The sequence below is a fragment of the Lentilactobacillus hilgardii genome (genome assembly GCF_009832765.1).
Taxonomy (GTDB): domain Bacteria; phylum Bacillota; class Bacilli; order Lactobacillales; family Lactobacillaceae; genus Lentilactobacillus; species Lentilactobacillus hilgardii.
Genome location: NZ_CP047121.1, coordinates 1663294 through 1686090 on the forward strand (window position 1 = coordinate 1663294; position 22797 = coordinate 1686090).

Consider the following 22797-nt stretch of genomic DNA (forward strand, 5'->3'; position numbering starts at 1 on the left):
GCGGGCCGGTTTTTGTCGTACTAAAAAAGGAGCTTTGATTATGTACATCATCAGAATGCAAAATATGCAATTTCACAGTCACATCGGTGTCATGGCAGAAGAAAAAGAGGTCGGTCAAAACTTACAAGTCGACCTTGAAACAGCTGTTAATGCCACTCCAATAGACGATCATCTCGACAGCACCGTCAGCTATGGAACCTTTTACCCAGTTGTGGAAAAAATCATTAGTGAAAATCGTGTAAATTTAATTGAAACCCTGGCACAAAAAATCATTGTTGCTATCAAAAACCTGGATAGCAGAATTGAAACTGTCACGATTCGAATCCGCAAGTTGAACTTACCGGTGGATGGTGTTTTCAATAATGTAGAAATCGAGATGAAACAATAATGAACGATGATATTGTATTAAGCCTAGGCAGTAATATTGGAAACCGAGAATTTTATATCAATAAAGCCATTCAACTATTAGGAAGCGATGCCAATATTTTGATTGATAAAGTATCGAATTTCTATGAAACGTCTCCAGTCGGTAACGTTAAACAACGTCACTTTGTTAATATTGCACTCAAAATCGCTACAACCTATACTCCTGAAAAATTGTTGGCAGTCATTCATCAAGTAGAACTCAGTTTGCATCGTACTAGAGAAATTCACTGGGGACCGAGAACACTAGATATTGATATTATATTTTGGGGCGATAAGAAAATGTCAACTGATGATTTGACGATTCCACATCCAGAAACTTTTAACCGGTTATTTGTACTAGTCCCAATCCTTGAACTCATCAGTAAGCAATTTCCATTTTATCAACAAATCAGTAAGCAGATTCAGGTTCTCCAAAAAAAAGATCAGACTGTTTCATTGATTAAAAAAGATGCCCAACCCAAACGACTTGTTGAAAGTTCAATTCACAATATTTTATCCGCGATTGGTGACGATCCGGACAGGCCGGGACTTGTAGAAACACCGGACCGGGTTGCTCGCATGTATGATGAAATTTTTTCATCAGAGGGATTGGAGAACTTTGAGGATTATAAATTATTTAAAAGTAAAAGCTCAAATCATTCAAAAATGGTTTTAATGAAAAATATTCCGTTTTACTCAATGTGTGAACACCATATGATGCCGTTTTGGGGCAAAGCACATATTGCATATATTCCAGATCATGGCACAATTATAGGTTTAAGTAAAATCCCGAGGTTGGTGGATTTTGTATCACACAAATTAGGCCTTCAAGAAAAATTAACGGATGATATTGTTGATCAGCTCAATAAAATTCTCGCTCCAAAGGGGGCCGCGGTTGTCATTGATGCACGACATATGTGTGTTGAGATGAGAGGTGTGAAAAAAACTGATTCATCAACCCGTACAATTCGTTTTTCAGGAATTTTTGATACTGATCAAGATTTACAAATGGCATTTTTAAATTCGATAGGTGATATTAATGGCAAATCAATCTGAGCTTAATCATGAAACGTTTCCTGCTTTTCTTTATGATCAGGGTGACCGTATCGGATTACTTAAAAAAATATTGCAATCACTTGGAAACCCGGATAAACGTTTTAACATCATCCATATTTGTGGCACTAACGGGAAAGGGTCAACTTCTTTGATGATTGCAGCTCTTCTGAGCAAGATGAACTATCACGTTGGCTTGTTCACGAGCCCATATATTGGAAACATTTATAATGGGATTCAAGTTGACTTTAAGAACATTTCCAAACAGCATTTCAATCAAAAAATTAGTTTAATTGAAAAAGTGCTCCGAAATCCAAAATTTAATGGAGTAAAAGTATCCGCATTTGAAGCTCAATTTTTAATTTCAATGTTATATTTTGCCGATCTGCATGTTGACTATGTTGTATTAGAATGTGGGTTGGGTGGTGAATTGGATGCGACAAATGCCGTTTTTAACACGATGTATTCCATTTTCACCAAAATTAGTCTGGATCATGTCGGAATTTTGGGAAATAATATCACAGAGATCGCAACAACCAAATCAAAAATTATTCGCCAAAATAATGTCACTATTTCAGCGCAGCACCAACCTGGGGAAGCCTTTCGCGTTCTGGAAAAAGAAGCTCATTCCAAAAATGCAACTTTTTTAACGTCCAATCAAACCGTTATTTCGATGATTTTACAAACACCAAAATCAACAAGAGTTCACTATGTTAATAGTCAGAATGATGAGCACCAAAGTGGAACATTTAATTTTGGATTAGTGGCAACCTATCAACTAGAAAATTTAGCGACTGTGATTACTTGGCTGATTGACTTTTTGAATAGGAAAAAATTAGTGTACAATCTCAACCAGCTTCTAGAAGAGACGTTATCAAACATTGTCGTCCCCGGTCGCTTTGAGAAAATATCTCAACAACCCGTTATCATTTTGGATGGTGGTCATAATCCGGACGGTATTCAAGCGTTTGTTAAAACAGTTAACACATTGTATCCAGACTCAGAGAAATTGATTATTAATGGTTTTTTAAAAGACAAATCGTATGAATCATCTGTAAAAGAGCTGATTTCCCTGAAAAATGCGTCATTTATTATCACTGAGCCTGATAACAAACAGCGAGAACTGCCACCTCAACAATTATCAGATGTTTATGTAAAGCTAACCAAGCAAACGTATCAAAGCTTCGATTCAGCAACTGATGCCATCCAATATGCTGTATCACATGCAACTGCCAACACCATTATTTTTGTTATTGGTTCCTTTTATTTACTAAATCCCATTCGAACCTATTTATTATCGAGGAGTGACCATCATGAACATTAACGAAATCAGTGATCATCAGCAAACCTTTACCGGCAATATAACAATTTCATTCAGCGTAGCAGCGGACGAACAACCAAAGCTTATTAACCTGTTAACTAAATATACAGAAAAAATATTGGTCCAACAGACACTCGTTATTGCAGTCTTTAATCACGAAAACCTTAACGACGTTATTACAGAGTGGCCAACCGTTTTCGATTCTGAAAATGATCAGCGTCAATTACAACAAATTTCTGAAGCTTCAAGAATCCATTTTAAAGGCAAAGGTTTTGACTTTGATATTACTACGAAACCATTAATCTATTCAATTTTGAACCTGACACCGGATTCGTTTTACGACGGTGGCCGGAACGCTTCAATTGAGGGGGTATTGCATAGAATTGAAGTTGAAAGAAGTGAAGGGGCCTCGATATTTGAAGTTGGCGGAAAATCATCAAAACCAAATTTTGATGACATTACTGCAAAAGAAGAATGGGAAAGAATCGAACCATTTCTTGAAGCAATTCATCAACGATTTCCAGACATTGTTTTGGCAATTGACTCCAATACCAATGACGTCATTGAAGAAGCGTTAAAAAATGGCATCCAAATCATCAATGATATTGATGGTTTTAATTCACAAACTAAATTGGATTTAGTTGCTAAATACAAGCCTGCGGTTGTCACGATGTTTAACGGTCGTAACTTCAATGAACAACCGGAAACTCTAGTGGAAACAATGACCAACTTCTTTACACATACAATAAGTGATTTAACAGGCGTTGGATTGAATAAAGCCAACATTGTGATTGATCCGGGTGTTGGCTTTTCCGATCATAATACACTGGAATTCGATATCATCAAAATGCGTTTAACAAAATTGATGGCTGAGTTTCAGACACCAATAATGATCGCAATTTCTAGGAAAAGCTTTTCTAAACGGTTATTCAACTTAGATTCTGCTGACGACAGACTAATCCCAACTTTATTATTTGAGTCATTTATGACTGTACTTGGTGGCCGAATTATCCGTGTTCATGATGTCAAAGAAACCCGTCAAATGATCGATGCATTTGAATTGTTGAAAGATAACTTATTAAGCTGACCTTTATTAACAGTGATGGAGAAGATTAAATGGCAGCAGACATTTTTTTAAATATGCTGGTTAAGGAGTTGGATCACTTGCAAACAATCCATTTCCCCTGGCTAAACTCTAATAAAATCCAAAAATTGAAAATAAAGCTAATAGATCATGCGGGAGGTCTTAGAGACCGGAAATCCAAATTGCATTTATCAGCAAGTGCAATGGTATTTTCCGAGCAATATGGCTACTTTATCAAGCATCCTTATCTGAAAACGGTTTTATTGCCTGCTGGTCACGTTGAAAATAATGAAGTTCCCTTAAACTGTGCAGTGAGGGAGTTTCACGAAGAAACGGGCTATCAAGTTAAACCCGATAGTGGCCGCCTCATTGATGTTAATTTAATCCAAATTCCTGCCAATCCGGCAAAATCAGAAGGCGCACATCAACATATTGACTTTCGTTTTGGCTTTCTTTTAGAAACCGGCAAGCGGGCCGACGCTGAGTTGCCGGTTTTCTTATTAACAAAGAATCAGGCACCAAATGAGTTTTCTAAATACTTTATTTTAAATAAATCAGGCGACAAGTGGTGAAAAATTACCATATTCATAATGGAACACTTAATCGATTCCCAGTTGTGATAGATTTACCACATAGCGGTACAAGAATCACAAATGAAATGACAAAAGCTTTGCTGCCAAATGCCATCTTGGCTAACACGGATTGGTTTTTAAAAGAACTCTATCATTTTTTACCTGAAATGGGATTCACGGTAATTGAGAATAACTTAAACCGGTATTTAATTGACCCAAATCGTGATCCCAATGAAGACTTGACTGGGGACTATTACCATCTTGTATATGCCAAGAACACATTCGGTCATCCATTATACAAACGACCTTTAACAAGTACCGAAATCAATAATCGACTTATGGGCTTTTATCAACCGTATCATGATCAGTTGCAACAACTTTTGGAAAACAAAAGAAACGTTTTTGGTAGTGCTTTATTAATCGATTTACACAGTTTTGCAGAATACACGCATCCATCACTAAATCCGACAGCCGATATTGTTTTAGGAAATGATTTTAATCGAACAACTTCAAAAAAGACGTTTAATTACTTTCAAAGGCTTTTTACCCAAAGGCAATATTCGGTTGCTAATAACTTTCCATTTCGCGGTGGTTATATTACTCGTCATTATGGTAGTCAAAAGGGTATTTTCTCAATTCAAATTGAGTTAAGATACAAGAAGTATATTGAGGATCGGTATTTTGATGAAGAAATCCTTACTCATTGGGACCCAATAATATTTAACCATGCCCAGCTACAACTCCAACAAGTTTTTAAAACTTTGGCATCTGATCTGGATAACGGTCAATTATTCTTTAATTAATTGGGCTCAATAGCGAATTAACGAGTTAAATGGAAGGAATTGTGTAATTATAAAATGGCAGAAAAAGAAGATCAAGAGGATCAATTAGTTGGTATTCGTAAAATGGTTGCGGAGGATTATCCCGACGCATACAAACTATGGCAAAAGACGCCAGGAATGAATTTACGTGATTTTGATGACAGTTTTGAGGAAATCAGTAGATTAATCAAATTCAATCCGGGCTTTTGCTTTGTCGCTGAGAAAGATAATCAATTAATTGGTACAATTCTCGGAGCAACTGATGGTCGCAGAGGTAGAATCTATCATTTGGCGGTTGCAAGAGAAGTTCAGCACACTGGAATTGCCACCAAATTAGTTAACTTGGTGATTAAACAATTAAAAGAGGTTGGTATTCAAAAAATATCAATTATTGTTATGAAAAATAATCATGAAGGTGAATTATTCTGGAAAAGTTTACAATTCAGTAAGCGTCTGGACGTTGACACCTATGACCGAATTATTTAAACGTAATGACAATTTTTTAACCTCAATATTGATAACGCTTTGGGATTGAACAGTGCGAGTAGACGTGTTAAAATCATCGAAAATAATTTAATGAGGTGCCAAAATGATGAAAGCTGCTGTTTTAACCAACTATGGAAACGTTCCTGAGTATCAAGATTTTGCTGAGCCAAAAGTGATGAACGATCATCAGCTCATGGTTTCACCAAGGGCGTCGTCTATTAAACAATTAGATATTAGCAAAGCTGCCGGTAAACATTATACGAACTTTGACCCGTTGCCGGCGGTAATGGGAATGGATGGTGTTGCCGAACTTGATGATGGCACTAGGATTTACGCAATGGGCCTCACAGGCATGATGGCAGAAAAGGCAATTATCGATAAACAAAATTTTATTAAATTGCCTAATGGACTAGATAGTGTCAAAGCCGCTGCTTTACCAAACGCTTTAATGGGTTCTGATCTTGCCTTAATTGAAAAAGGCAAAATAAAGCAGGGTGATGTTGTTTTTGTTAATGGTGCAACCGGCGCTACGGGTATGATGGCCGTTCAGTTAGCCAAATTTCACGGTGCCTCTAAAGTTATTGCAACCGGTAGAAATAGTAAAATGCTTGACCACTTAAAAACAATTGGTGCCGATAAAACAATTTTAATTAATGAACCCGATGAACAAATTGTAAAAAATGTCGTTTCAACATACAGTGAAGCACCATTTGATATTGTGATTGATTATCTTTGGGGACATCCTGCCGAAGTGATGTTTAATGCGTTCAGGAAAATAAAACTGGCGAAACATTTAAAATATATTACAGTTGGTGGCATGGCAGGTTCGGATATCAAATTATCTTCGCAAATTCTTAGAAGTAAGGACATTGAGTTAATTGGATCCGGCATTGGCAGTTTTTCGTCGAATGTTTTTCAAAACTATTTAAGGAACGATTTACCATCAGTATTTGATTATGCAGCTGGTGGACAATTGGATATGAATTTAAACGTTTTTTCTTTATCACAAATTTCAACAGCATGGGTTGCACACGGCCGTTCAGTTATTACAATTTAGAAAAAAGTGAAGAGGTTTCATTAATCATGAAATTGATCTCTAATTAAGGTTAGGGATTTTTTGTTTTAAAGGGAAGTGGCATTTTAGAGAGAGAGATCTTTAAATTATATGCTACTTTACATAATATACATTATACGAAGTAAGTACTAAAACAAAAAGAAACGCCAAGATAGTCTTAAATGACCCAAAACTATCTGACGCTTCTAGAATATTTTTAACGTTAAGTCATCATTTCAAATTATATACTTAGCCAGCTTCAGCTTCAAACCCATTTGGCCGGATTTTCCGCTGACCATCCGGCTCATCCTCAGGCAAAACTTGTGGACCGTCAACCGATGCTCTTAAAATATGACGCTGAACGCGTTTCTCAACCGGTGGCAACTTCATATAGTTACCATACAAATGAGTCAAATATGAATCATACGCAGATAATACCGGAACTGTCAAATCTTCAAATTTCATCTTAGTAAATTGATGAATTTCGTTTGGCAGAATTCTTTCTTTCCCATATTCATATGGTGATGATAGATTCACGTAAGTAAGATCCGGACGATCATCATATTTGGTCATTATTTGCAGTCTTAGTTCATAAAGCTGTTCCAAGGTCATGGATGCATACTTTGTATCCAAAGACATATCTGGATACAAATCCGGATAAAACCGCCGCCGAATTTCTTTTAAGATGTCTTGCAGTATCTGTTTTTGGGCAATTTGCTGACGTTTTCCCGCAGGCATTTTATCAAATGGAAAAACATCAATAAAAATGCCATTTTGAGATTTCGCTTCTTCACGGCCACGTTCCAAAATTCTTGTGCCTTTAGACATCACTTTAGCAAAATCATATTCGTAAATCGGATTTAAACGATTTTCTTCGACAAAATATTCTGTAGACTTTAATTCCGTTGGTGCAACTTGGAGAAACTTTTCAAAATCATGTCGAGTGAATCCAATATCAATATCGTCATCCCAAGGTATAAATCCCTGATGACGGACAGCACCGATTGCGGAGCCTCCAGTCATAAAATATTTGATATGGTGTTTGGAACTCAAATGTGCTACTTTCTTCAAAATGTCTAATTGAATTCCGTGAATTTGCTTCATATCAACCATCATATGAAAGCCCCCTTATTTTTTTGATCCTTATTTCATCTAAAAACCTCTTTTGACTATTTTTTGTTCGTCTATGCTATTCTATTGAGTTTTGGGGTTGAGGTCAAACATTTGGTTTGTAAATATACAAAATAACGTAGAATTTGTGTTATAATATAACTTAATAAAACCGGTATTTTATTAAGTTATCTAAATAAATAACGAGGATACTCCTGTTAAATCCGTGTTCTTGCTAACTCAATAAATGATCTTTTTTCCTAATAATGATCATGCGTTACCGTTTTTTACAAATAATTATCCGCCCTGTATGATTGATACACGGTCGACTGTCTAATAATGCCTTTTTATGTCACTTTATCCAATCACCGAGCAGTTGCTAACTAAACTCATTTGGGAGGTTCATTTAATGAAACAAAAAAGGCTCCTCTTTATTGGTGGAACTATGGGCGTTGGCAAAACCACCCTTGGTAAATACCTTGTTGATCAAAAATTGGAAAATGCTGCTTTTCTGGATGGAGATTAGTGTTGGTATATGCACCCTTGGGTATTTTCTGATGAAAATAAAAAAATGGTGATCAATAATATCCAATTCTTGCTAAACGGATATTTACATCACTCAACATTTGAAACAGTGGTTTTTGTATGGGTCATGGATCAGCAACAGACCATTAATGATATCTTATCCGGCTTAACCGGTGACTATGACTTCTACAATGTCTCCTTAATAGCAACTGCCAGTGAATTGAAACGCCATTTTGAAAAAGACACTCAAAACGGTATCAGAGAATTCAATGACTTGTTCGGTGCGCTTCGAAAACTGTCCATGTACCAAAAAATCAACTCAATAAAGATTTCAGTTACTAACTCAAGTCTGCAAGAATCAGCTAATCATCTTATTGCGCTACTTAACGCCAAACCAGAAAAGTAATATTTATGCAAAAAAATTTTATTCATTTTCAGGAGAATAAACATGAAAAAATCAAACTACATTGCTAATAACGATGTCCTTATCGCAGAGATGCCAACTTATGTTCAAGACTATTATTTGGAAAAATCAACCGTCCCTCTATCACCAGCGACACTATACCAGTATTTAAATGAGTTCCACCGCTTCTTTACATGGATAATGGATACCGGTATCACGAATGCTGTGAAAATCAAAGACATTCCACTATCCGATCTTGAAAAATTTAAAAAACAGGATATGGAACTCTATAAAGCCTTTTTACTTAACCGAGGTAAAGAAACGGCCAAAAATCCTCAAGGAACATTGTCTCACAGAACCGTCAACCGTTCGTTAAACGCCCTTTCTGCGCTTTTCAGGTACCTAACAGAGGAATCTGAAAACGATGATGGAGAGCCCTATTTTTATCGAAACGTCATGAAAAAAATTGCTTTAGTGCCAGATAGTGAAACTTATCAAACGCGGGCAAGAAACATTAAAGACAAATTAATGCTGGGTGATGCTGACGTTAACTATTTAAATTACATTTTAAACGACTATTCTAAACAGATTAAAGGTAAACGACTGCTAAAAATGCATGAGCGTGATCGTGAACGCGACGTTGCAATTAATGCTTTAATGCTGGGTACCGGCATTCGGGTATCCGAGCTGACAAACGCAAACTTAAACGATTTAAATTTAAAAAAAGCAACTGTTTCCGTGCAGCGTAAAGGTGGTAAGCGCGATTCAGTTCCAATTGCAAATTGGGTAATCCCCTATATTAAGCCTTATTTACAAGTTCGAAATCAACGATACCATGCAACAGCCGCTACCCCTTCCCTCTTCTTGACAAAAGGGGTGGATGAGCCAAGACGAATTTCGACCGCAACGGTTGAACTATTAGTAGCAAAATACTCACAGGCATTTAACCATGTTCGAATCACACCACATAAATTACGTCATACCCTGGCATCAAAGCTTTATTTGGAAACCAATAATGAGCATTTGGTTGCAACTCAACTCGGCCAAACTTCTACGAAAGCGACCGGTCTATATACACATATCGTCGACACCAAACAAAAGAAAGCACTGGATGAGTTGCATAAAGACCACTAATTCGCTTGCGAAGTATACCTTTAAAAATCATTGTTCTTTTTGCTGCTGATAACGTTCCCACATTTTTGTTTGGACCTTAGTAAAGGCGATTTCTCGAAAGTCAGACTCAGAAATCCATTTACCCGGAAAATAGCTCAAATCACTGCTATTATTTAGTTCAGCTTCCAATAAAGTAATCTGCCATTTTTGATGAGTGAATGTATGGGTAACAGGACGACCACCGATTTTTTTAACGTGTATCTCTAATTGATAAGTTGAAAGAAATTGGGCTTCCAGTGCCCGTAAAACATCATCTTCAGAAGCGTCTTTTTTAGTTTGAATATCATCGCCTTTGATTAACGGAAACATCCAAAAACGACTAAGAATACCACTGTTTGGACGTCTTTCAAATAAATAATCATCTTGAGAATGGATTAAAAGACCAAAGTAATTCACCGGAATCGGCCTCTTTTTCTTGGTCTTAACCGGATAGTTATCCTCTACGCCATCTAAATAAGCTTGGTTAAACAGTTTTACTGGTGAATTTTCCGAGTCATAATTTTTAGCACTCATATAGCTTGCACCTAAATCCATAATAGCCTGATTAAAGTCTCCGGGTCGATTCTTGGGCATTAGCTTCTTAATAATATTTTCAAATAATTTTCGTGTTTGTGGTTTTGCTATATCTTCGTCAATTTCCAGTAATCTTGCAAATACCCGAAGCGCATTCCCATCAACGGCGGGAACCGGTTTATTAAACGCAATGCTTGCAATCGCACCGGCTGTGTATGGCCCGATGCCACTTAGTTCCTGCAGCTCCTTTACTGTGGTTGGCCACTGCCCGTTATAATCATTCACTATCTGTTGAGCAGCTTTCTGCAGGTTGCGAGCCCTTGAATAGTATCCTAATCCTTCCCACGCTTTCATGAGAATTGCTTCATCGGCACTTGCCAATGCCTGCACGGTTGGAAACAGCTTCATAAACCGCTCATAATATGGAATCACTGTCTGAACCTGAGTTTGCTGCAACATAATTTCTGAAATCCAAATATGGTATGGGTCATGATCACGACGCCATGGCAAATTCCGTTTGTTATTGTCATACCACTTTAGTAATGTTTCTTGAAAAGCGACTATCTTTTCGGGTGTCCATTCAACCATAATGATTTAATTACTCCTTTATTTAGTCTGAAGCGAGCTTTATAATTAAGGGGATTAATTTTTCCCTACTTTCCTTAATGTGTCACCATTCTATATATAGCGATATTAACGATAGTATTGACGTTATCGGAATATTAATTTACAATTTTAGGGATAGATTAATTATAACTTTGAGGGGGACTTTAGATTTGGGGCTAAAGCGGGTTTTTAAGCGGCGAGAATACAAATATTTACTCAACGCCGAAGAATACATCACTATTCGAAAATTGTTAATGGGACATATGTCCGAGGACCAATATGGACTGACAACTATCTTATCATTATATTTCGATACACCACAATACTATTTCATCAATCAAAGCATGAAAAAAGTACCATACAAATCAAAATTCCGGGTTCGAAGTTATGGGACACCTTTAATGGACGAACCGGTTTTTTGGAGTTGAAAAAGAAAATTCAAGGCGTGGTATATAAACGCAGACTTCAGATTCCCTACGATGCGCTTGAAAATACACTTCAAACCGGATTAAGCTGTCTTGATCATCAACAATTGGTGTCTAATGAAAACCAGATCAAGCAGGAAATAAAATGGCTGTTTGATCGTTATGATATTAAACCCAAAGTGTTGATTTCCGATGATCGGGTTGCCCTTTCTACAGATGAAGATCCAGACTTTCGAGTGACATTCGACTTTAACATTCGCTTTCGTGACGAGGATCTTTCTCTTCACCATGGTGGTTACGGCACTAAAATTACACCGGACTTTGAAACCATCATGGAAGTTAAAGCCACAGGTGCCTATCCGGTCTGGTTTACTGATATCATTGCCAATCTTCACCTTGTCAAAGGACGGTTTTCAAAGTACGGGTATGTCTATCAGCACTATTTAAGTCAAACGGAGGATAACTATGTTACAGGAACTGTTTAAGGCACATAGTGTTTCCTACACACTACCTTCAATTGTGGGAAGCGTTGTCGCATCAATCATTTTAGGGCTGCTGGTTGCAACAGTCTACATGTATCGCAATACTTATTCAAAAAACTTTGTTATTACATTGGCAACACTGCCCCTTTTAGTTCAATTAATCATTATGCTGGTTAATATGAATGGTAACCTTGGAACAGGCATGGCTGTTTTGGGCGCTTTTAGCTTAATTAGATTTAGATCGGTAGCCGGAAATTCACGTGATATTGCGACCATCTTTTGGGCAATGGGTGTTGGACTCGCAGCTGGTATGGGATATATTTTTTACGCCATTTTCTTCTCGGTTGTCGTAACCATTTACCTATTAATATTAAATTCCTCATCATTTGGCAATCGGGGACACACTGCCGAGCGTGAATTAAAAATTACCATTCCGGAAGATCTGGACTTTCCTGGACTTTTTGATGATTTATTAAAGAAATATGGTTATGATTTTTCGTATGATTCAGTTAAAACAACCACCATGGGTTCAGTCTATGAGCTGTCTTACTATATCAAACTCAAAGACGTCAAGGATGAAAAACATTTAATTGATGAAATCAGAGTTAGAAATGGCAATATGCCGGTTGTTTCAAGCAAATTATCATCACAAACAAATGAATTATAGATTAATAAAAAATAGGTCATTTGTTTAGGAATTCCAACTCAAAAAAGATCGGGCAACTTTTAATTGTCCGATCTTTTATTGTTCAAACGGTTAATCTCCAGTATACCCAAAATGGTTGTCCAAGGTTTGAATGCGTTGTGTGACAACTTTTTGAAGTGCCGGTAAACCTTGTGTGTATTGATTAATCTCTAATGGATTAATATCTTGATCATAGGTGTAGTTATCATAACCAACCTTAGACATAAAATCAACGTACTGATTATTAATCGTGTCAGCACTAATCACGTCACTCTTTCGCAGTTGATCATATCGAGCTGTTATTTGAGGACCAAATAGCTGTGCAACTCGTCTCAATAATGTATTGTGAGATGGGAAAAGTCCGCCCCGAGCAGCATTATAGTACATTGCGTAAGGTTCATTAATGCCAAGCCCAAAGATATAGTTTCCTAACGTCAAATCGTTATCATAAGCGGTCATCCGCCAAGTTTTACCGCCATCGTAAGAAAGGTAAGTGGCATTCTTTGCAATTTGATCATAAGCCCCCAATATATTCACAAATAAATAGTAGTCAATGATACTATCGATATTTGCATAATGGCTAAGACCTTCTTTAAACGCTTGGTCTGAGGAGTTACTGACGAAGGTAATGAAGTCATTCAAATTGTTCTTGGCACTATCACTGATTGTGTCGGAGCTCTCAGAACTAAAATCGGTATCATCCACTTTGGCATTTCCCTTATCAAACATTTCAGCGGGGGCACTGTTAACATTCCCCTGGATAGCAACTTGATCGGGGTTCTTCTTATCCATCCCCCAAAGGTCGCCACTTTTATCAGTGGTTAACGTATAAAGGCCGCGTCCCTTACCGTTAACAAAAACCAGCATTGGGAATCCTTCGACAGATCCAAAATTTGGCGTACTCTTGAGCTCTTCGGGAACATTTTGTTCTGAGGAAACCATCGACTTCCAAATACCTGCATTGACTAAATTTCGAGCCATTGTTGGATCCGTTTCGTTTGCCTTTAGTTGATACGTGTTATCCTTTTTGGCATCCGCAAATAATTTAAGCTTCAATTTATCTGTAAGCTGCTGATCCTTGAAAAGCTTAACCTTGTAGCTTTTCTTAGGCAACAGCTGGGTAGAACTTCCCGACCAGTTAACTTCTGCATAACCCTTTTCATCTTTTCCGGTTTTTGGATCACTATAATCAAACGTCATCGTTGAATGATTTGATTTATCGGCAAGAAATTCATTCCCTGACAGCTTCATAATTGGTAATTTCGTAGAATTTTCCGGCACTTTATCTTCTGTTTTTGACTGTAAGCCGGTTAAATCAACCTTACCACCACTTTTACTAATATAACCTGTCACGTCTGAAACTACCGAACCAACGGCGGAAATACCAGTTGAGATAATGCCCATTGGAAATTGTGTATTAAATTGATCGATAATACTGGTTAACCCACGACTGAAATCACCCAATACGTCACTTGAACTTGTGACATTTCCCAGCATATTTAAAACCGTTTGCGGCAGCCCGATCGTAAGTGCACTAATCACATTGGGGCGTCCCTGAACCATTTTATCCAAGGAACCGTTAATAATGTCATTCACTGAATCAAGTAATGATTGAGCAGAGTTATCATTACCGGGATAAATGCTGCTTAGATCAACATTCTTGGTAATCGTTTTGCCGTTCAAATTTGGATCATCACTATGAACAGTAACCGTGACTTGATTGCCTTCAACAGACTGTGTCTTAACCGGTAAATTGTCAACGGTTGTGTTTTTGGCATAATCTCCGGTCGCTACAATCGTTGATTTTCCAATTCCAGCTGTCGTAGGTGTCACACCTTGCCCCGGCTCCATGATTGAAGAACTGCCAATGTCTGCTTGTGCTGATACTGGTGTAAACGTTAATACTGCCAACGCCAGTCCTGTAATGCCAGCCCCCATAAATAATCGTTTGTTCAAAGAATACCCCTCCATGTTTATATGATGTAAATGATATGTATAGCTTACCACATTGCATTGTTGAAAATCTCATAGTTATTTAGCTATAGGCTTTTAAATAAATGTAATAATTAATTGATACTGGAATCAGATTATATCCGAGTAAATGATTCTTTTAATTACTGGAAAAGTATTAAAAAACAACCTTAAATTAAACATCTTAAAGTTGCTTTCTTACTAAAAAATCAATTATTATCAATTTTCAGACTAATTTGCTGTCGTACCACCATCTACAATAAATTCACTGCCCGTTGAATAAGAGGATTCATCCGAAGCAAGGTAAAGTACCATATTGGCGATTTCCTGCGGCTGTGCCATTCTTCTTAACGGCGTTTGATTAATAATATTTTCTTTTTGAGCTTGAGGAATACCTTTCAAAATAGGTGTTTCAGTAACCCCGGGATGAACGGAATTTACCCGAATATTAAACTGGGCACCGTAAGTGGCGGCGGACTTTGTCAGCAATCTAACACCACCCTTGCTTGCTGTGTAGGCAGCTGCATTGGGATCGCCTACGAGTCCGGCAAGTGATGACATATTGATAATTGATCCACCATGTGCCTGCATATTTAGAATACCATGTTTAGTTCCAAGAAAGACACCAGTCAGGTTCACATTGATGACTTTTTGCCAATCATCAAGGGACGTATGCGCGATGTCGCTCATGATTGCGATCCCGGCATTATTGACGAGAACATCAATTTTACCGAATTTATCAAGAACCCATGCGAATAAGTCACGCCAATTACTTTCACTGGATACATTCAGTTGATAAAAATAGGCATTATCCAATTTGTCAGTGAAAGCTTGGCCGGATTTTTCGTTGACATCGGCCACTACCACTTTGGCGCCTTCTTTAACGAATCTTTCTGTAATCGCACGACCGATTCCCATAGCACCGCCAGTCACCACCGCAATTTTATGATTTAAACGACCTGACATCATACCAACTCCCTTTCTAAATGAAGTTTACATTGTTATCGCTTTCACATTAAGACAACATCACCGTATTTGCAACGAATTTGGTCTTTTACAAGCAAACAACCACTTTAATACAAATTGTTTGACACCCTCATCAATCTAATCATTCCGATCTCAAGATATTAACGAACATCAACATAACAGCTATGCATCAGTGAAGATTTTAAAACACCTACAAAAACAGCTATCTCTCATTTAATAAAGATAGCTGCTCTTATAATTGTATTTCTATCAAAATAATCGTATTTGAGTCATTCAAATTCTCAATTAAACCAGATAGGCTTTTGTATGCCGAAATTGTTCCATGGTTATTTTCATCCTACCACCACGAACCCAGCCACAATTACCACCAAAGTGATCGTTATCAAACCAACCCCAGAAATAGCCTTCACCAAAAGAATCATTCCCCGGTGCATCCCAGTAAAGATGCGAACCACGATGAGTCAGCCCTGGAATCACCAGGCAAATCAGAATGGTCAGGGTGACATGACGGCATTCTCATTTTGGGTCCCAAATATCGGATCATCCGTCACCTCACTTGGCAGTTTCTTTAACGTATAAATCCAGATAGCAGGCCGATGTCTTCGACGCTGCCAACGCTTATTTGCCTGAACAATCTGTTGCCGCTATTCTGTTGACAGTAAATGACGTTGATCATGAATCATGACTTGAGGTACTGATTTTGCGTGAACTGTCACAATTAACCCAAATAATACCATTAACAAGTGTTGCAATCCCTTTTTACCAATGCCCTCATGCCCAAGAAATTGATGCCTTGATTATGTCACTCTTTATATATCAGAGAATAGTGCGATTTAACTCAAAAAATCAGTAATCGTGATTAATTAAAAACCAAACCCACTACTGTTCTTCAGGACTTCTGAACTTAAATACTGGTGTAATAAAGAATGACAAGACCGTTACCCGACACATCAATCTTAATCTATGGTACTTGGAATAAAAGATATGTTAGTCATCCCTGTATTCAAATAAGATGGTCTAACATATCTTTTTAGTTGGCACTTTTTGGTCAAGTACGATTTTTACTTAACAACCGTTGTTTCTTTTTCCAAACGCTGTCGAACTGCAACGTAATCAGCTTAACAAGTACACCATCTAGGATGATACTGGAAACAATTCGGGTCATTAGTAGCAGTAACAACATAACCACCCCATAGTGATTGTATCCGGAAACAAAGTAGTCCCAGATAAAACTTAAAACTGCCGCCCCGATTGCACCTAAAATACAACTCAACCATGTAAAAGTTTTGTAGTTATTGGGGAAGAAACCAAACTCGTTTCCGGCACCTTGAACAATGCCATAAGCAAGGGTTAACGCCCCCCATTGCCCACCCAGAAACATTTCCACGAGTGCAGCCAATGTTTCACCAATCGTCGCTGATCCAATTGCGGGTACAAAATAGATACTTAATGGCGCAGCGATAAACCAAAGACCTGCAAAAACATTGTCCACAAACGGGCTTAGTCCCGTTGGCCCTACTAATACCTTACAAACGTTATAAAGTGAATTCACGCCGTATTGATAGACAACCCCACAAACAATTCCAATAAGTGTGACGAGAATAATCTGCTGAATGTGCCAGTGTCCTGATCGAGTCATAATAAACCACTCCCGTCATTTTTAAATGCCAATTTGTCAAAATCATCCCAAGTTAATTGCCTGCTTGCAGCATCCCAAAAATACCATTCCAATAAACAACTACGTAAAAATTGCTTTCTGACATAGGTTAATTGTGCTTGATCAGCTTTTTCAGCTTCTCGATCAATTATCGCCAAGAACCGCTTGGAAATACCACCAAGCCCTGCCAAGTCTGGATCTTGAACATCTTGGACCCAAGTATAAAAATTATTACCGCTTTTAATTTTGCCAGTAGCTTCAAGATATTTTCCAAGTTCAATGTACATCCAGATTCCCGCTTCAAATGGCGCCAACACATTCAATAACGAACCTTCGCGCGCTTGAGACAAAATGTGTTCACGATACAAAAAGGTAACTGGTTGAATCGTTTGGTCGCGTTGGTTAGGCCAATCATGCTCAACGTTTTTGGTTAATGCCTCAAACAAATCGCTAACCGTTCGCAAATGGGCACTTAACTGATCCGCAAAGAGACGTTGATCTTCAATTGTTTTGCTTTTAGTAATTAATTGGGTCTGAACAATTGTTTCAGCGTCCGCATATCGTAAATCCTGTTGAATATAGTAGTTCAAAACATCAGGAGATAGTCGATTGCTGATAACATCCTGGATAAAAGAATTTTGTTTATTTGCTTCCAAATAAGGTTGTGCATCTTTAATTAAAGACTGAGAAAATGACATTTTTAATCCCCCCGAGTGATCTTAGCAGTTGGAACTGGCAAACCTAAATTATCACGTAAAGTATGACCGGTATAATCTTTTCTGAATAACCCTCTTTTTTGCAGGATTGGGACGACGTAATGAATAAAATCGGCCAATGATTCTGGATAAGTCGGCGCCATGATATTAAATCCATCGGCTGCACCGCTTTCAAACCAATTTTGCATCATATCCGCTACTTCTTCCGGACTTCCCACAACTGTTGCGTGTCCGCCTCCAGCAGCTAAACGTTGAAAAAGTTGTCTGGCAGTTGGCTTTTCAGTGTCAATAATCCGCTTGATAACCTCATAACGTCCTTTAGGGCCTGAAAATTCCGAAATATCAGGTAATTCTGGGACCGGAGCATCCAAATCCCATCGTTTAACATCCTGGCCCAAAAAATCACCAAGTTGGGCAACTGAATCATCAAGGGGCAGAAGCTCATCCAATTCGGACTGCCTTCGTTGCGCTTCTTCATGAGTACTCCCAACATAGGGAACCAGCCCTGGCAGGATAGCCGGTATTCCGGATGAGCGTTTAAACTCAGCCGCACGTTTTTTGATATCTTGATAATAAGCTTGTGACTCACGAATATCCCAGGCAACCGAATAAATAGCTTCGGCATATTTTGCACCAAGATTTTTACCTTGGTGTGAAGCGCCTGCTTGAAAAATGACAGGTCTTCCTTGTGGTCCTGAAGGAATGTTAAGCGGGCCTTTAACATCAAAAAAGTCACCATGATGGTTAATCTCATGAATCAGGGATGAATCTAACCAACGATCGTGTTCGGCATCATTGATAATTGCACTAGCAGGAAATGAATCCCAAAGCTCGATCATGGTATGAATAAATTCATCGGCACGCAGGTAACGGTCAGCATGATTTGGCAACTTTGACAAGCCATGATTTTGGGCTTCTTCATCAAACATCGACGTAATCACGTTTACGCCCGCTCGACCATGACTGATATGGTCAAGACTACAAATTAATCGGACCATATTATACGGATCATACAGCGTCGACGAGATAGTTGGCACAAGACCAATATGATGTGTCTTTCGAGCCATTGCAGTGACACAGGTAATTGGTTCCAAAAAATAAGAAACGCCTCCGTAATAACCACCCATAATCGATTGACCATCTGCAAAAAAGATGGTGTCAAACTTCCCGCCTTCTGCTAACTGTGCAAGCTTCTCAAAATAGTCAATTTGACCAACTTGACTAACAGTAGATCCGGAGCGTCGCCAAGCAGCGCCATGATGACCTGAACTAAATAACAACGCACCTAAATGCATTTGTCTACTCATAATGTTATTTCCCTCCAATTTAGATTTAAACAAGTAAATCAGAAATCCGTTAACGTCTGTCATGATCACCTCGCTATTCATCTTGTTGGGGGGCATTATCGCATTACGAGCATTAAAAAAGTCCACTTTCAAAAAAACAAAAAGTGGACTTTCAGTCGTTTACTCATCAAAAAATGCTGAAAATGGTCTCCCTTCGGCAGTACTAACTGCATCAGGTTCCATGGGTTTGTCTCAGCTTAGTTAAAAGCACCCCAGACCACAAAATGATATTTAATTTTTCGTACATATTCATTTAAAGGGAGATTATAATAAATGTCAAGATTAATTGTGGCCAAGAATACATAAGGAGGCTTCCAGATGCTCAACAAAACAGATAAACGTCTAGTCGTTCAAATCATTAAAAAGTCCCCGGATTTAATGAACATTTTGAAAGTAATTGCACAACTGAACCTACCACAAGGCGCACTTGCGGCTGGAAGTATCCGAAATACCGTCTGGCAAGTGTTAAGCCATCAGCCTATAGAACTGATTAATGACGTTGATGTTGTCTATTTCGACCCACAACGACCAAGGAATGATGACCAAATAATACAAGCATCTTTAATTAAAAGGATGCCTGATTACCAGTGGCAAGTAAAAAATGAAGCTTACATGCATTATTACGATTTTAAGGACGCCTCAAAATTCACGTCTATAGAGGATGCAATTTCACACTTTGTCGAAACACCAACGTGTATTGGTGCATACCTTAAGGGCAACGACATTGAAATCATTGCACCTTACGGCCTGACAGATTTAATTCAATTAAAGTGTCGGCCAATTCCGATGTTTCAAAATAACAAAACGTGCTTATCCATTTATCAAAATCGTATTCAAAGAAAGAATTGGAAGAAGCGATGGCCAAATTTGGCAATTATTAATAGTTAGCCGAAGTACATGCGTTTAAAAACATGTGCTTTTTATTTGTACTTTATTAAAAACAAAAAGCAATTTTTTTAAACATAATGACTCATTATTCAATCTTTTACGATCTCTTATTTACCCAAGTCAATTAATTATCCGCAATTCAAGGATAGATAAATAATGATGCCAATTTAACGGCATCATTTCTTTTTACTATAATCATTTTGTTAACTACCCTATGCCTAGGATTTCGTTAGTTCAAAATAATGGCGACTATCTTTCGATTTATCAAAAAATCTCTTCTAGTATAGGAAATGAATTAAACCAATCTTATTTTTGCTCTCCTCAAATTCATAACTAAGAATATATATAACAAGCTGACATTGATCTCATATTCTTTATTGAAAATATTAATAATAATTGATAAGCGATATACAGTCATCGAAAAATAGGCATTGATTATCGTTTTTCGATAATTTATAATCAAAGCACAGAAAAGAGGAGATGCTTCACATGCCAAAACTTTTAAATCGCGCATTACTTGTCGTGTCATTTCTGGCACAAATATCATTTGTTATTTCTTGGATTGGTTTCTGCATCCCGGTGTATTTTATCTATCAGGCCTTAAAGGGTAACGTTGTATCTAACATTCTGGATAATAACGATTTTCAGGTGATCTCAAATCATGCCCACGTTTCGCTCACAGACATCAACCACTTTCCGGCGTACATATACACTGCCTTAGTGTCAATCGGTGTTATCTTAGCGATAATTGCTGTTCTGTACGAATTAAAAGCACTTGTTAAGATTACGGTTAACCTTAATCAAAAAAGGTACTTTACCACTGAAAATGTTAAACTGGTTTGGTTATTTATTGTGTCTCAGCTTTATACCCTGGCAGCAGATCCGTTTCTTGCAGGTGCCAATCAACTGACAAGAACCTATTTAGACCGTATTAAAATTGGTGATTTCTCCGTGACATGGAGCGACATTCCCGAAGATTTAGTGGGACTTGTTATTATTAGTGTGATCTACATTCTATTTAAAATGGCTGAACAAATGAAACGGGAAAACGAGCTGACTGTCTAAAGACGCTTAAAGGATGTGATTGAATTTTGATTAAAATTACCCTAAACGTTGTCATGGCGCAACGAAACATTTCCACTGGTGAATTAGCCAAAATGGTTGGTATTACGCCAACTAACATTTCGATTTTAAAAACTGGCAAGGCAAAAGCAATTCGCTTCAGTACGCTGGAAAAAATTTGTAAAGTGCTAAAGTGTCAGCCAGGGGATATCTTAGAATACGTTGACGAAGAAAGTAACCCTACCACAAATTTGAGTGATTTTTGAATAGCACTTTTTTCAAACACAATCACTTCTTCAAAGAATGCGTCATTTGTAGCTATATACTAAAGGGGTTGAAACAGAAGTCAAAAACATTAGATAATTGACTTTCTATCCCAAAAGACAAAGCTCCTGTAACGTCAGCTTGCGGAAATACTGACGTTACAGGAGCTTTTCAAATAACTTTTTTGGTCTTCTATCCCGGTGTTTTGGTCTATAACCGATTAATCAAAGAAGTCGTTATCTATTTCATACAACTTATAGTCGCTCTTTACTTGAACACCCACCTCGTATTCCAACATTAAGTCAGTAAGCTCGATACCGTCCACTAACACAATTCGAAAATTCTCCGCGTACTCACGTGCCAAACGACTAAAATCCGACGTTGTGATGAAAACACCGCTTTCGGCTCCTTTACCTTTAATCGCTCCGTAAAAAGATTGGATTTGAGGGCGTTGAACCCGATTATCCTTAGCATATCGTTTTGCTTGTACGTAAACAGTATTAGTCCCTAATGGGTCTTGGTTAATAATCCCGTCAATGCCATCATCCCCACTTGCAGGTGTCACAGTTGCACTGCCATTAGGACCTTTATACCCCATTTTGGATAGTAACCTGACAACCAGATGTTCAAAGAAGATGGGGTCGCTGTTCATAATCTGACGAAGCAGTTCCGTTTTAACCTCAATATTGTACTTATCAGACTTGTCTGCCAAAACTTCGGAAACGTCTGCCGTATCTTCTACATCATCAATTGTATCCATTGAGATTTCACCTTTACGTTTTCGACGTTCCGCAACTTCTTTTTGGTGCTCTTGAAACATTGGTAAATTTGATACTTCAGCAAGGGTTAAATTCATCCCCCGTTCGGCAAGAAGCCTTTTACCTAGAGTTGTAATTCGATAAATTCCTTGTTGAGGACGTTCAATCGCTCCACTAATTGCCAAATCACTTAATGCCCAGCCAATCCTATTTTCAATAATTATATTTTTAGGATTTTTTGTAGAGTTACGGTAGCGGACTTTATCAGGTAACTTAAAGTCATCTGCCACTTTTTTCCTCAACTCAACTCGATGCCAACTATCCCTTTCATTCACAACCGTCAGTGTCATTGCGACAGTTTTATCCCAGTCTGGCATCCCGGAAATGTTTTGATTAACGACCATATTAACCACCTTAACTATTTTCTTTA

23 protein-coding genes, 1 pseudogene and 1 riboswitch are annotated in these 22797 nt (G+C 37.9%); of the genes and pseudogenes, 15 read left to right on the top strand and 9 right to left on the bottom strand.

The genetic code is table 11. From position 1 onward, the window contains the following. The first annotated feature begins 40 nt into the window (after positions 1-40). The 8 genes from folB to GQR93_RS07790 all read left to right on the top strand — a co-directional run bounded on the left by folB (position 41) and on the right by GQR93_RS07790 (position 6799). Positions 41-388: a dihydroneopterin aldolase gene (gene folB / locus GQR93_RS07755; RefSeq protein WP_035444760.1), complete on the top strand. Its 348-nt coding sequence runs from the start codon at positions 41-43 to the stop codon at positions 386-388. Continuing rightward, positions 388-1461, top strand: a complete 1074-nt coding sequence (folE, locus tag GQR93_RS07760) for a GTP cyclohydrolase I FolE (protein ID WP_003554036.1) — start codon at positions 388-390, stop codon at positions 1459-1461. The genes folB and folE overlap by 1 nt, the downstream gene beginning before the upstream one ends. Next, positions 1445-2782: a bifunctional folylpolyglutamate synthase/dihydrofolate synthase gene (locus GQR93_RS07765; protein WP_003554038.1), complete on the top strand. Its 1338-nt coding sequence runs from the start codon at positions 1445-1447 to the stop codon at positions 2780-2782. The genes folE and GQR93_RS07765 overlap by 17 nt, the downstream gene beginning before the upstream one ends. Next, positions 2772-3866, top strand: a complete 1095-nt coding sequence (gene folP / locus GQR93_RS07770; RefSeq protein ID WP_003554039.1) for a dihydropteroate synthase — start codon at positions 2772-2774, stop codon at positions 3864-3866. The genes GQR93_RS07765 and folP overlap by 11 nt, the downstream gene beginning before the upstream one ends. A gap of 29 nt (positions 3867-3895) precedes the next feature. After that, entirely contained in the window at positions 3896-4435 is a 540-nt protein-coding gene (locus tag GQR93_RS07775; protein WP_003554041.1) for an NUDIX domain-containing protein, read from the top strand. Then, a complete protein-coding gene (locus GQR93_RS07780) occupies positions 4432-5238 on the top strand; it encodes an N-formylglutamate amidohydrolase (RefSeq protein WP_003554043.1) in 807 nt (268 codons plus the stop codon). The genes GQR93_RS07775 and GQR93_RS07780 overlap by 4 nt, the downstream gene beginning before the upstream one ends. 54 nt (positions 5239-5292) lie before the next feature. Further along, positions 5293-5742 (top strand): GNAT family N-acetyltransferase, encoded by a 450-nt coding sequence (locus tag GQR93_RS07785; protein ID WP_003554045.1) that lies wholly within the window; start codon positions 5293-5295, stop codon positions 5740-5742. Positions 5743-5845: 103 nt separating this feature from the next. Continuing rightward, positions 5846-6799, top strand: coding sequence for a quinone oxidoreductase family protein (locus tag GQR93_RS07790; protein ID WP_003554046.1), 954 nt, complete (start codon positions 5846-5848; stop codon positions 6797-6799). 246 nt (positions 6800-7045) lie between these two features. Here GQR93_RS07790 and GQR93_RS07795 read toward each other — a convergent pair whose 3' ends face one another. Next, positions 7046-7912 carry a LicD family protein gene (locus GQR93_RS07795; RefSeq protein ID WP_003554048.1) on the bottom strand — a complete coding sequence of 289 codons (867 nt, stop codon included), beginning with the start codon at positions 7910-7912 and terminating at the stop codon, positions 7046-7048. 529 nt (positions 7913-8441) lie between these two features. Here GQR93_RS07795 and GQR93_RS07800 point away from each other — a divergent pair. Continuing rightward, the gene (locus tag GQR93_RS07800) at positions 8442-8837 is read left to right on the top strand and encodes a hypothetical protein (protein ID WP_003554051.1); all 396 of its coding nucleotides are present in this window, start codon (positions 8442-8444) and stop codon (positions 8835-8837) included. 42 nt (positions 8838-8879) lie between these two features. Further along, positions 8880-9968: a tyrosine recombinase XerS gene (gene xerS / locus GQR93_RS07805; RefSeq protein ID WP_003554053.1), complete on the top strand. Its 1089-nt coding sequence runs from the start codon at positions 8880-8882 to the stop codon at positions 9966-9968. A gap of 27 nt (positions 9969-9995) precedes the next feature. On the opposite strand, the gene mutY is transcribed toward xerS, so the two are convergent. Next, a complete protein-coding gene (mutY, locus tag GQR93_RS07810; RefSeq protein WP_003554055.1) occupies positions 9996-11108 on the bottom strand; it encodes an A/G-specific adenine glycosylase in 1113 nt (370 codons plus the stop codon). Positions 11109-11185: 77 nt separating this feature from the next. Here mutY and GQR93_RS07815 point away from each other — a divergent pair. Further along, positions 11186-12036, top strand: a pseudogene (locus tag GQR93_RS07815) (VTC domain-containing protein). Continuing rightward, the gene (locus GQR93_RS07820) at positions 12017-12700 is read left to right on the top strand and encodes a DUF4956 domain-containing protein (protein ID WP_003554063.1); all 684 of its coding nucleotides are present in this window, start codon (positions 12017-12019) and stop codon (positions 12698-12700) included. The pseudogene GQR93_RS07815 and the gene GQR93_RS07820 overlap by 20 nt, the downstream one beginning before the upstream one ends. Before the next feature lie 90 nt (positions 12701-12790). Here the strand turns inward: GQR93_RS07820 and GQR93_RS07825 are convergent, their stop codons facing one another. The 6 genes from GQR93_RS07825 to GQR93_RS07850 all read right to left on the bottom strand — a co-directional run bounded on the left by GQR93_RS07825 (position 12791) and on the right by GQR93_RS07850 (position 19356). Beyond that, on the bottom strand, positions 12791-14674 hold the full coding sequence (locus GQR93_RS07825; protein ID WP_225430286.1) for a CotH kinase family protein: 1884 nt from the start codon (positions 14672-14674) through the stop codon (positions 12791-12793). A 246-nt stretch (positions 14675-14920) separates the two neighbouring features. Next, complete coding sequence (locus GQR93_RS07830; protein ID WP_003554067.1) at positions 14921-15658, bottom strand: glucose 1-dehydrogenase; 738 nt, start codon at positions 15656-15658, stop codon at positions 14921-14923. A 303-nt stretch (positions 15659-15961) separates the two neighbouring features. After that, positions 15962-16153, bottom strand: a complete 192-nt coding sequence (locus GQR93_RS15270) for a hypothetical protein (RefSeq protein ID WP_003554068.1) — start codon at positions 16151-16153, stop codon at positions 15962-15964. Positions 16154-16724: 571 nt separating this feature from the next. Beyond that, positions 16725-17318 carry an ECF transporter S component gene (locus tag GQR93_RS07840; protein ID WP_050757973.1) on the bottom strand — a complete coding sequence of 198 codons (594 nt, stop codon included), beginning with the start codon at positions 17316-17318 and terminating at the stop codon, positions 16725-16727. Beyond that, positions 17312-18031: a TenA family protein gene (locus GQR93_RS07845; protein ID WP_003554075.1), complete on the bottom strand. Its 720-nt coding sequence runs from the start codon at positions 18029-18031 to the stop codon at positions 17312-17314. The genes GQR93_RS07840 and GQR93_RS07845 overlap by 7 nt, the downstream gene beginning before the upstream one ends. 2 nt (positions 18032-18033) lie before the next feature. Next, complete coding sequence (locus tag GQR93_RS07850) at positions 18034-19356, bottom strand: LLM class flavin-dependent oxidoreductase (RefSeq protein WP_035444763.1); 1323 nt, start codon at positions 19354-19356, stop codon at positions 18034-18036. A gap of 171 nt (positions 19357-19527) precedes the next feature. Continuing rightward, positions 19528-19620: riboswitch (TPP riboswitch) on the bottom strand. Positions 19621-19713: 93 nt separating this feature from the next. Between GQR93_RS07850 and GQR93_RS07855 the strand changes: the two genes are divergently transcribed. The 3 genes from GQR93_RS07855 (at position 19714) to GQR93_RS07865 (ending at position 21611) form a co-directional block, all read left to right on the top strand. Further along, positions 19714-20283, top strand: a complete 570-nt coding sequence (locus GQR93_RS07855; RefSeq protein ID WP_003554080.1) for a nucleotidyltransferase family protein — start codon at positions 19714-19716, stop codon at positions 20281-20283. Positions 20284-20772: 489 nt separating this feature from the next. Beyond that, positions 20773-21348 (top strand): DUF2975 domain-containing protein, encoded by a 576-nt coding sequence (locus GQR93_RS07860; RefSeq protein ID WP_225430287.1) that lies wholly within the window; start codon positions 20773-20775, stop codon positions 21346-21348. Between the two features lie 53 nt (positions 21349-21401). After that, positions 21402-21611, top strand: a complete 210-nt coding sequence (locus GQR93_RS07865; protein WP_003554083.1) for a helix-turn-helix domain-containing protein — start codon at positions 21402-21404, stop codon at positions 21609-21611. Between the two features lie 218 nt (positions 21612-21829). On the opposite strand, the gene GQR93_RS07870 is transcribed toward GQR93_RS07865, so the two are convergent. Beyond that, on the bottom strand, positions 21830-22771 hold the full coding sequence (locus tag GQR93_RS07870; protein ID WP_003554085.1) for a restriction endonuclease: 942 nt from the start codon (positions 22769-22771) through the stop codon (positions 21830-21832). Positions 22772-22797: the final 26 nt, after the last annotated feature.

Bases quoted from the DNA above. Each gene is read 5' to 3' on its own strand.
- folB (WP_035444760.1), top strand. From the start codon at position 41: ATGTACATCATCAGAATGCAAAATATGCAATTTCACAGTCACATCGGT.
- folE (WP_003554036.1), top strand. From the start codon at position 388: ATGAACGATGATATTGTATTAAGCCTAGGCAGTAATATTGGAAACCGA.
- GQR93_RS07765 (WP_003554038.1), top strand. From the start codon at position 1,445: ATGGCAAATCAATCTGAGCTTAATCATGAAACGTTTCCTGCTTTTCTT.
- folP (WP_003554039.1), top strand. From the start codon at position 2,772: ATGAACATTAACGAAATCAGTGATCATCAGCAAACCTTTACCGGCAAT.
- GQR93_RS07775 (WP_003554041.1), top strand. From the start codon at position 3,896: ATGGCAGCAGACATTTTTTTAAATATGCTGGTTAAGGAGTTGGATCAC.
- GQR93_RS07785 (WP_003554045.1), top strand. From the start codon at position 5,293: ATGGCAGAAAAAGAAGATCAAGAGGATCAATTAGTTGGTATTCGTAAA.
- GQR93_RS07790 (WP_003554046.1), top strand. From the start codon at position 5,846: ATGATGAAAGCTGCTGTTTTAACCAACTATGGAAACGTTCCTGAGTAT.
- GQR93_RS07795 (WP_003554048.1), bottom strand. From the start codon at position 7,912: ATGATGGTTGATATGAAGCAAATTCACGGAATTCAATTAGACATTTTG.
- GQR93_RS07800 (WP_003554051.1), top strand. From the start codon at position 8,442: ATGCACCCTTGGGTATTTTCTGATGAAAATAAAAAAATGGTGATCAAT.
- xerS (WP_003554053.1), top strand. From the start codon at position 8,880: ATGAAAAAATCAAACTACATTGCTAATAACGATGTCCTTATCGCAGAG.
- mutY (WP_003554055.1), bottom strand. From the start codon at position 11,108: ATGGTTGAATGGACACCCGAAAAGATAGTCGCTTTTCAAGAAACATTA.
- GQR93_RS07820 (WP_003554063.1), top strand. From the start codon at position 12,017: ATGTTACAGGAACTGTTTAAGGCACATAGTGTTTCCTACACACTACCT.
- GQR93_RS07830 (WP_003554067.1), bottom strand. From the start codon at position 15,658: ATGATGTCAGGTCGTTTAAATCATAAAATTGCGGTGGTGACTGGCGGT.
- GQR93_RS07845 (WP_003554075.1), bottom strand. From the start codon at position 18,031: ATGTCATTTTCTCAGTCTTTAATTAAAGATGCACAACCTTATTTGGAA.
- GQR93_RS07850 (WP_035444763.1), bottom strand. From the start codon at position 19,356: ATGAGTAGACAAATGCATTTAGGTGCGTTGTTATTTAGTTCAGGTCAT.
- GQR93_RS07855 (WP_003554080.1), top strand. From the start codon at position 19,714: ATGCTCAACAAAACAGATAAACGTCTAGTCGTTCAAATCATTAAAAAG.
- GQR93_RS07860 (WP_225430287.1), top strand. From the start codon at position 20,773: ATGCCAAAACTTTTAAATCGCGCATTACTTGTCGTGTCATTTCTGGCA.
- GQR93_RS07865 (WP_003554083.1), top strand. From the start codon at position 21,402: ATGGCGCAACGAAACATTTCCACTGGTGAATTAGCCAAAATGGTTGGT.
- GQR93_RS07870 (WP_003554085.1), bottom strand. From the start codon at position 22,771: ATGGTCGTTAATCAAAACATTTCCGGGATGCCAGACTGGGATAAAACT.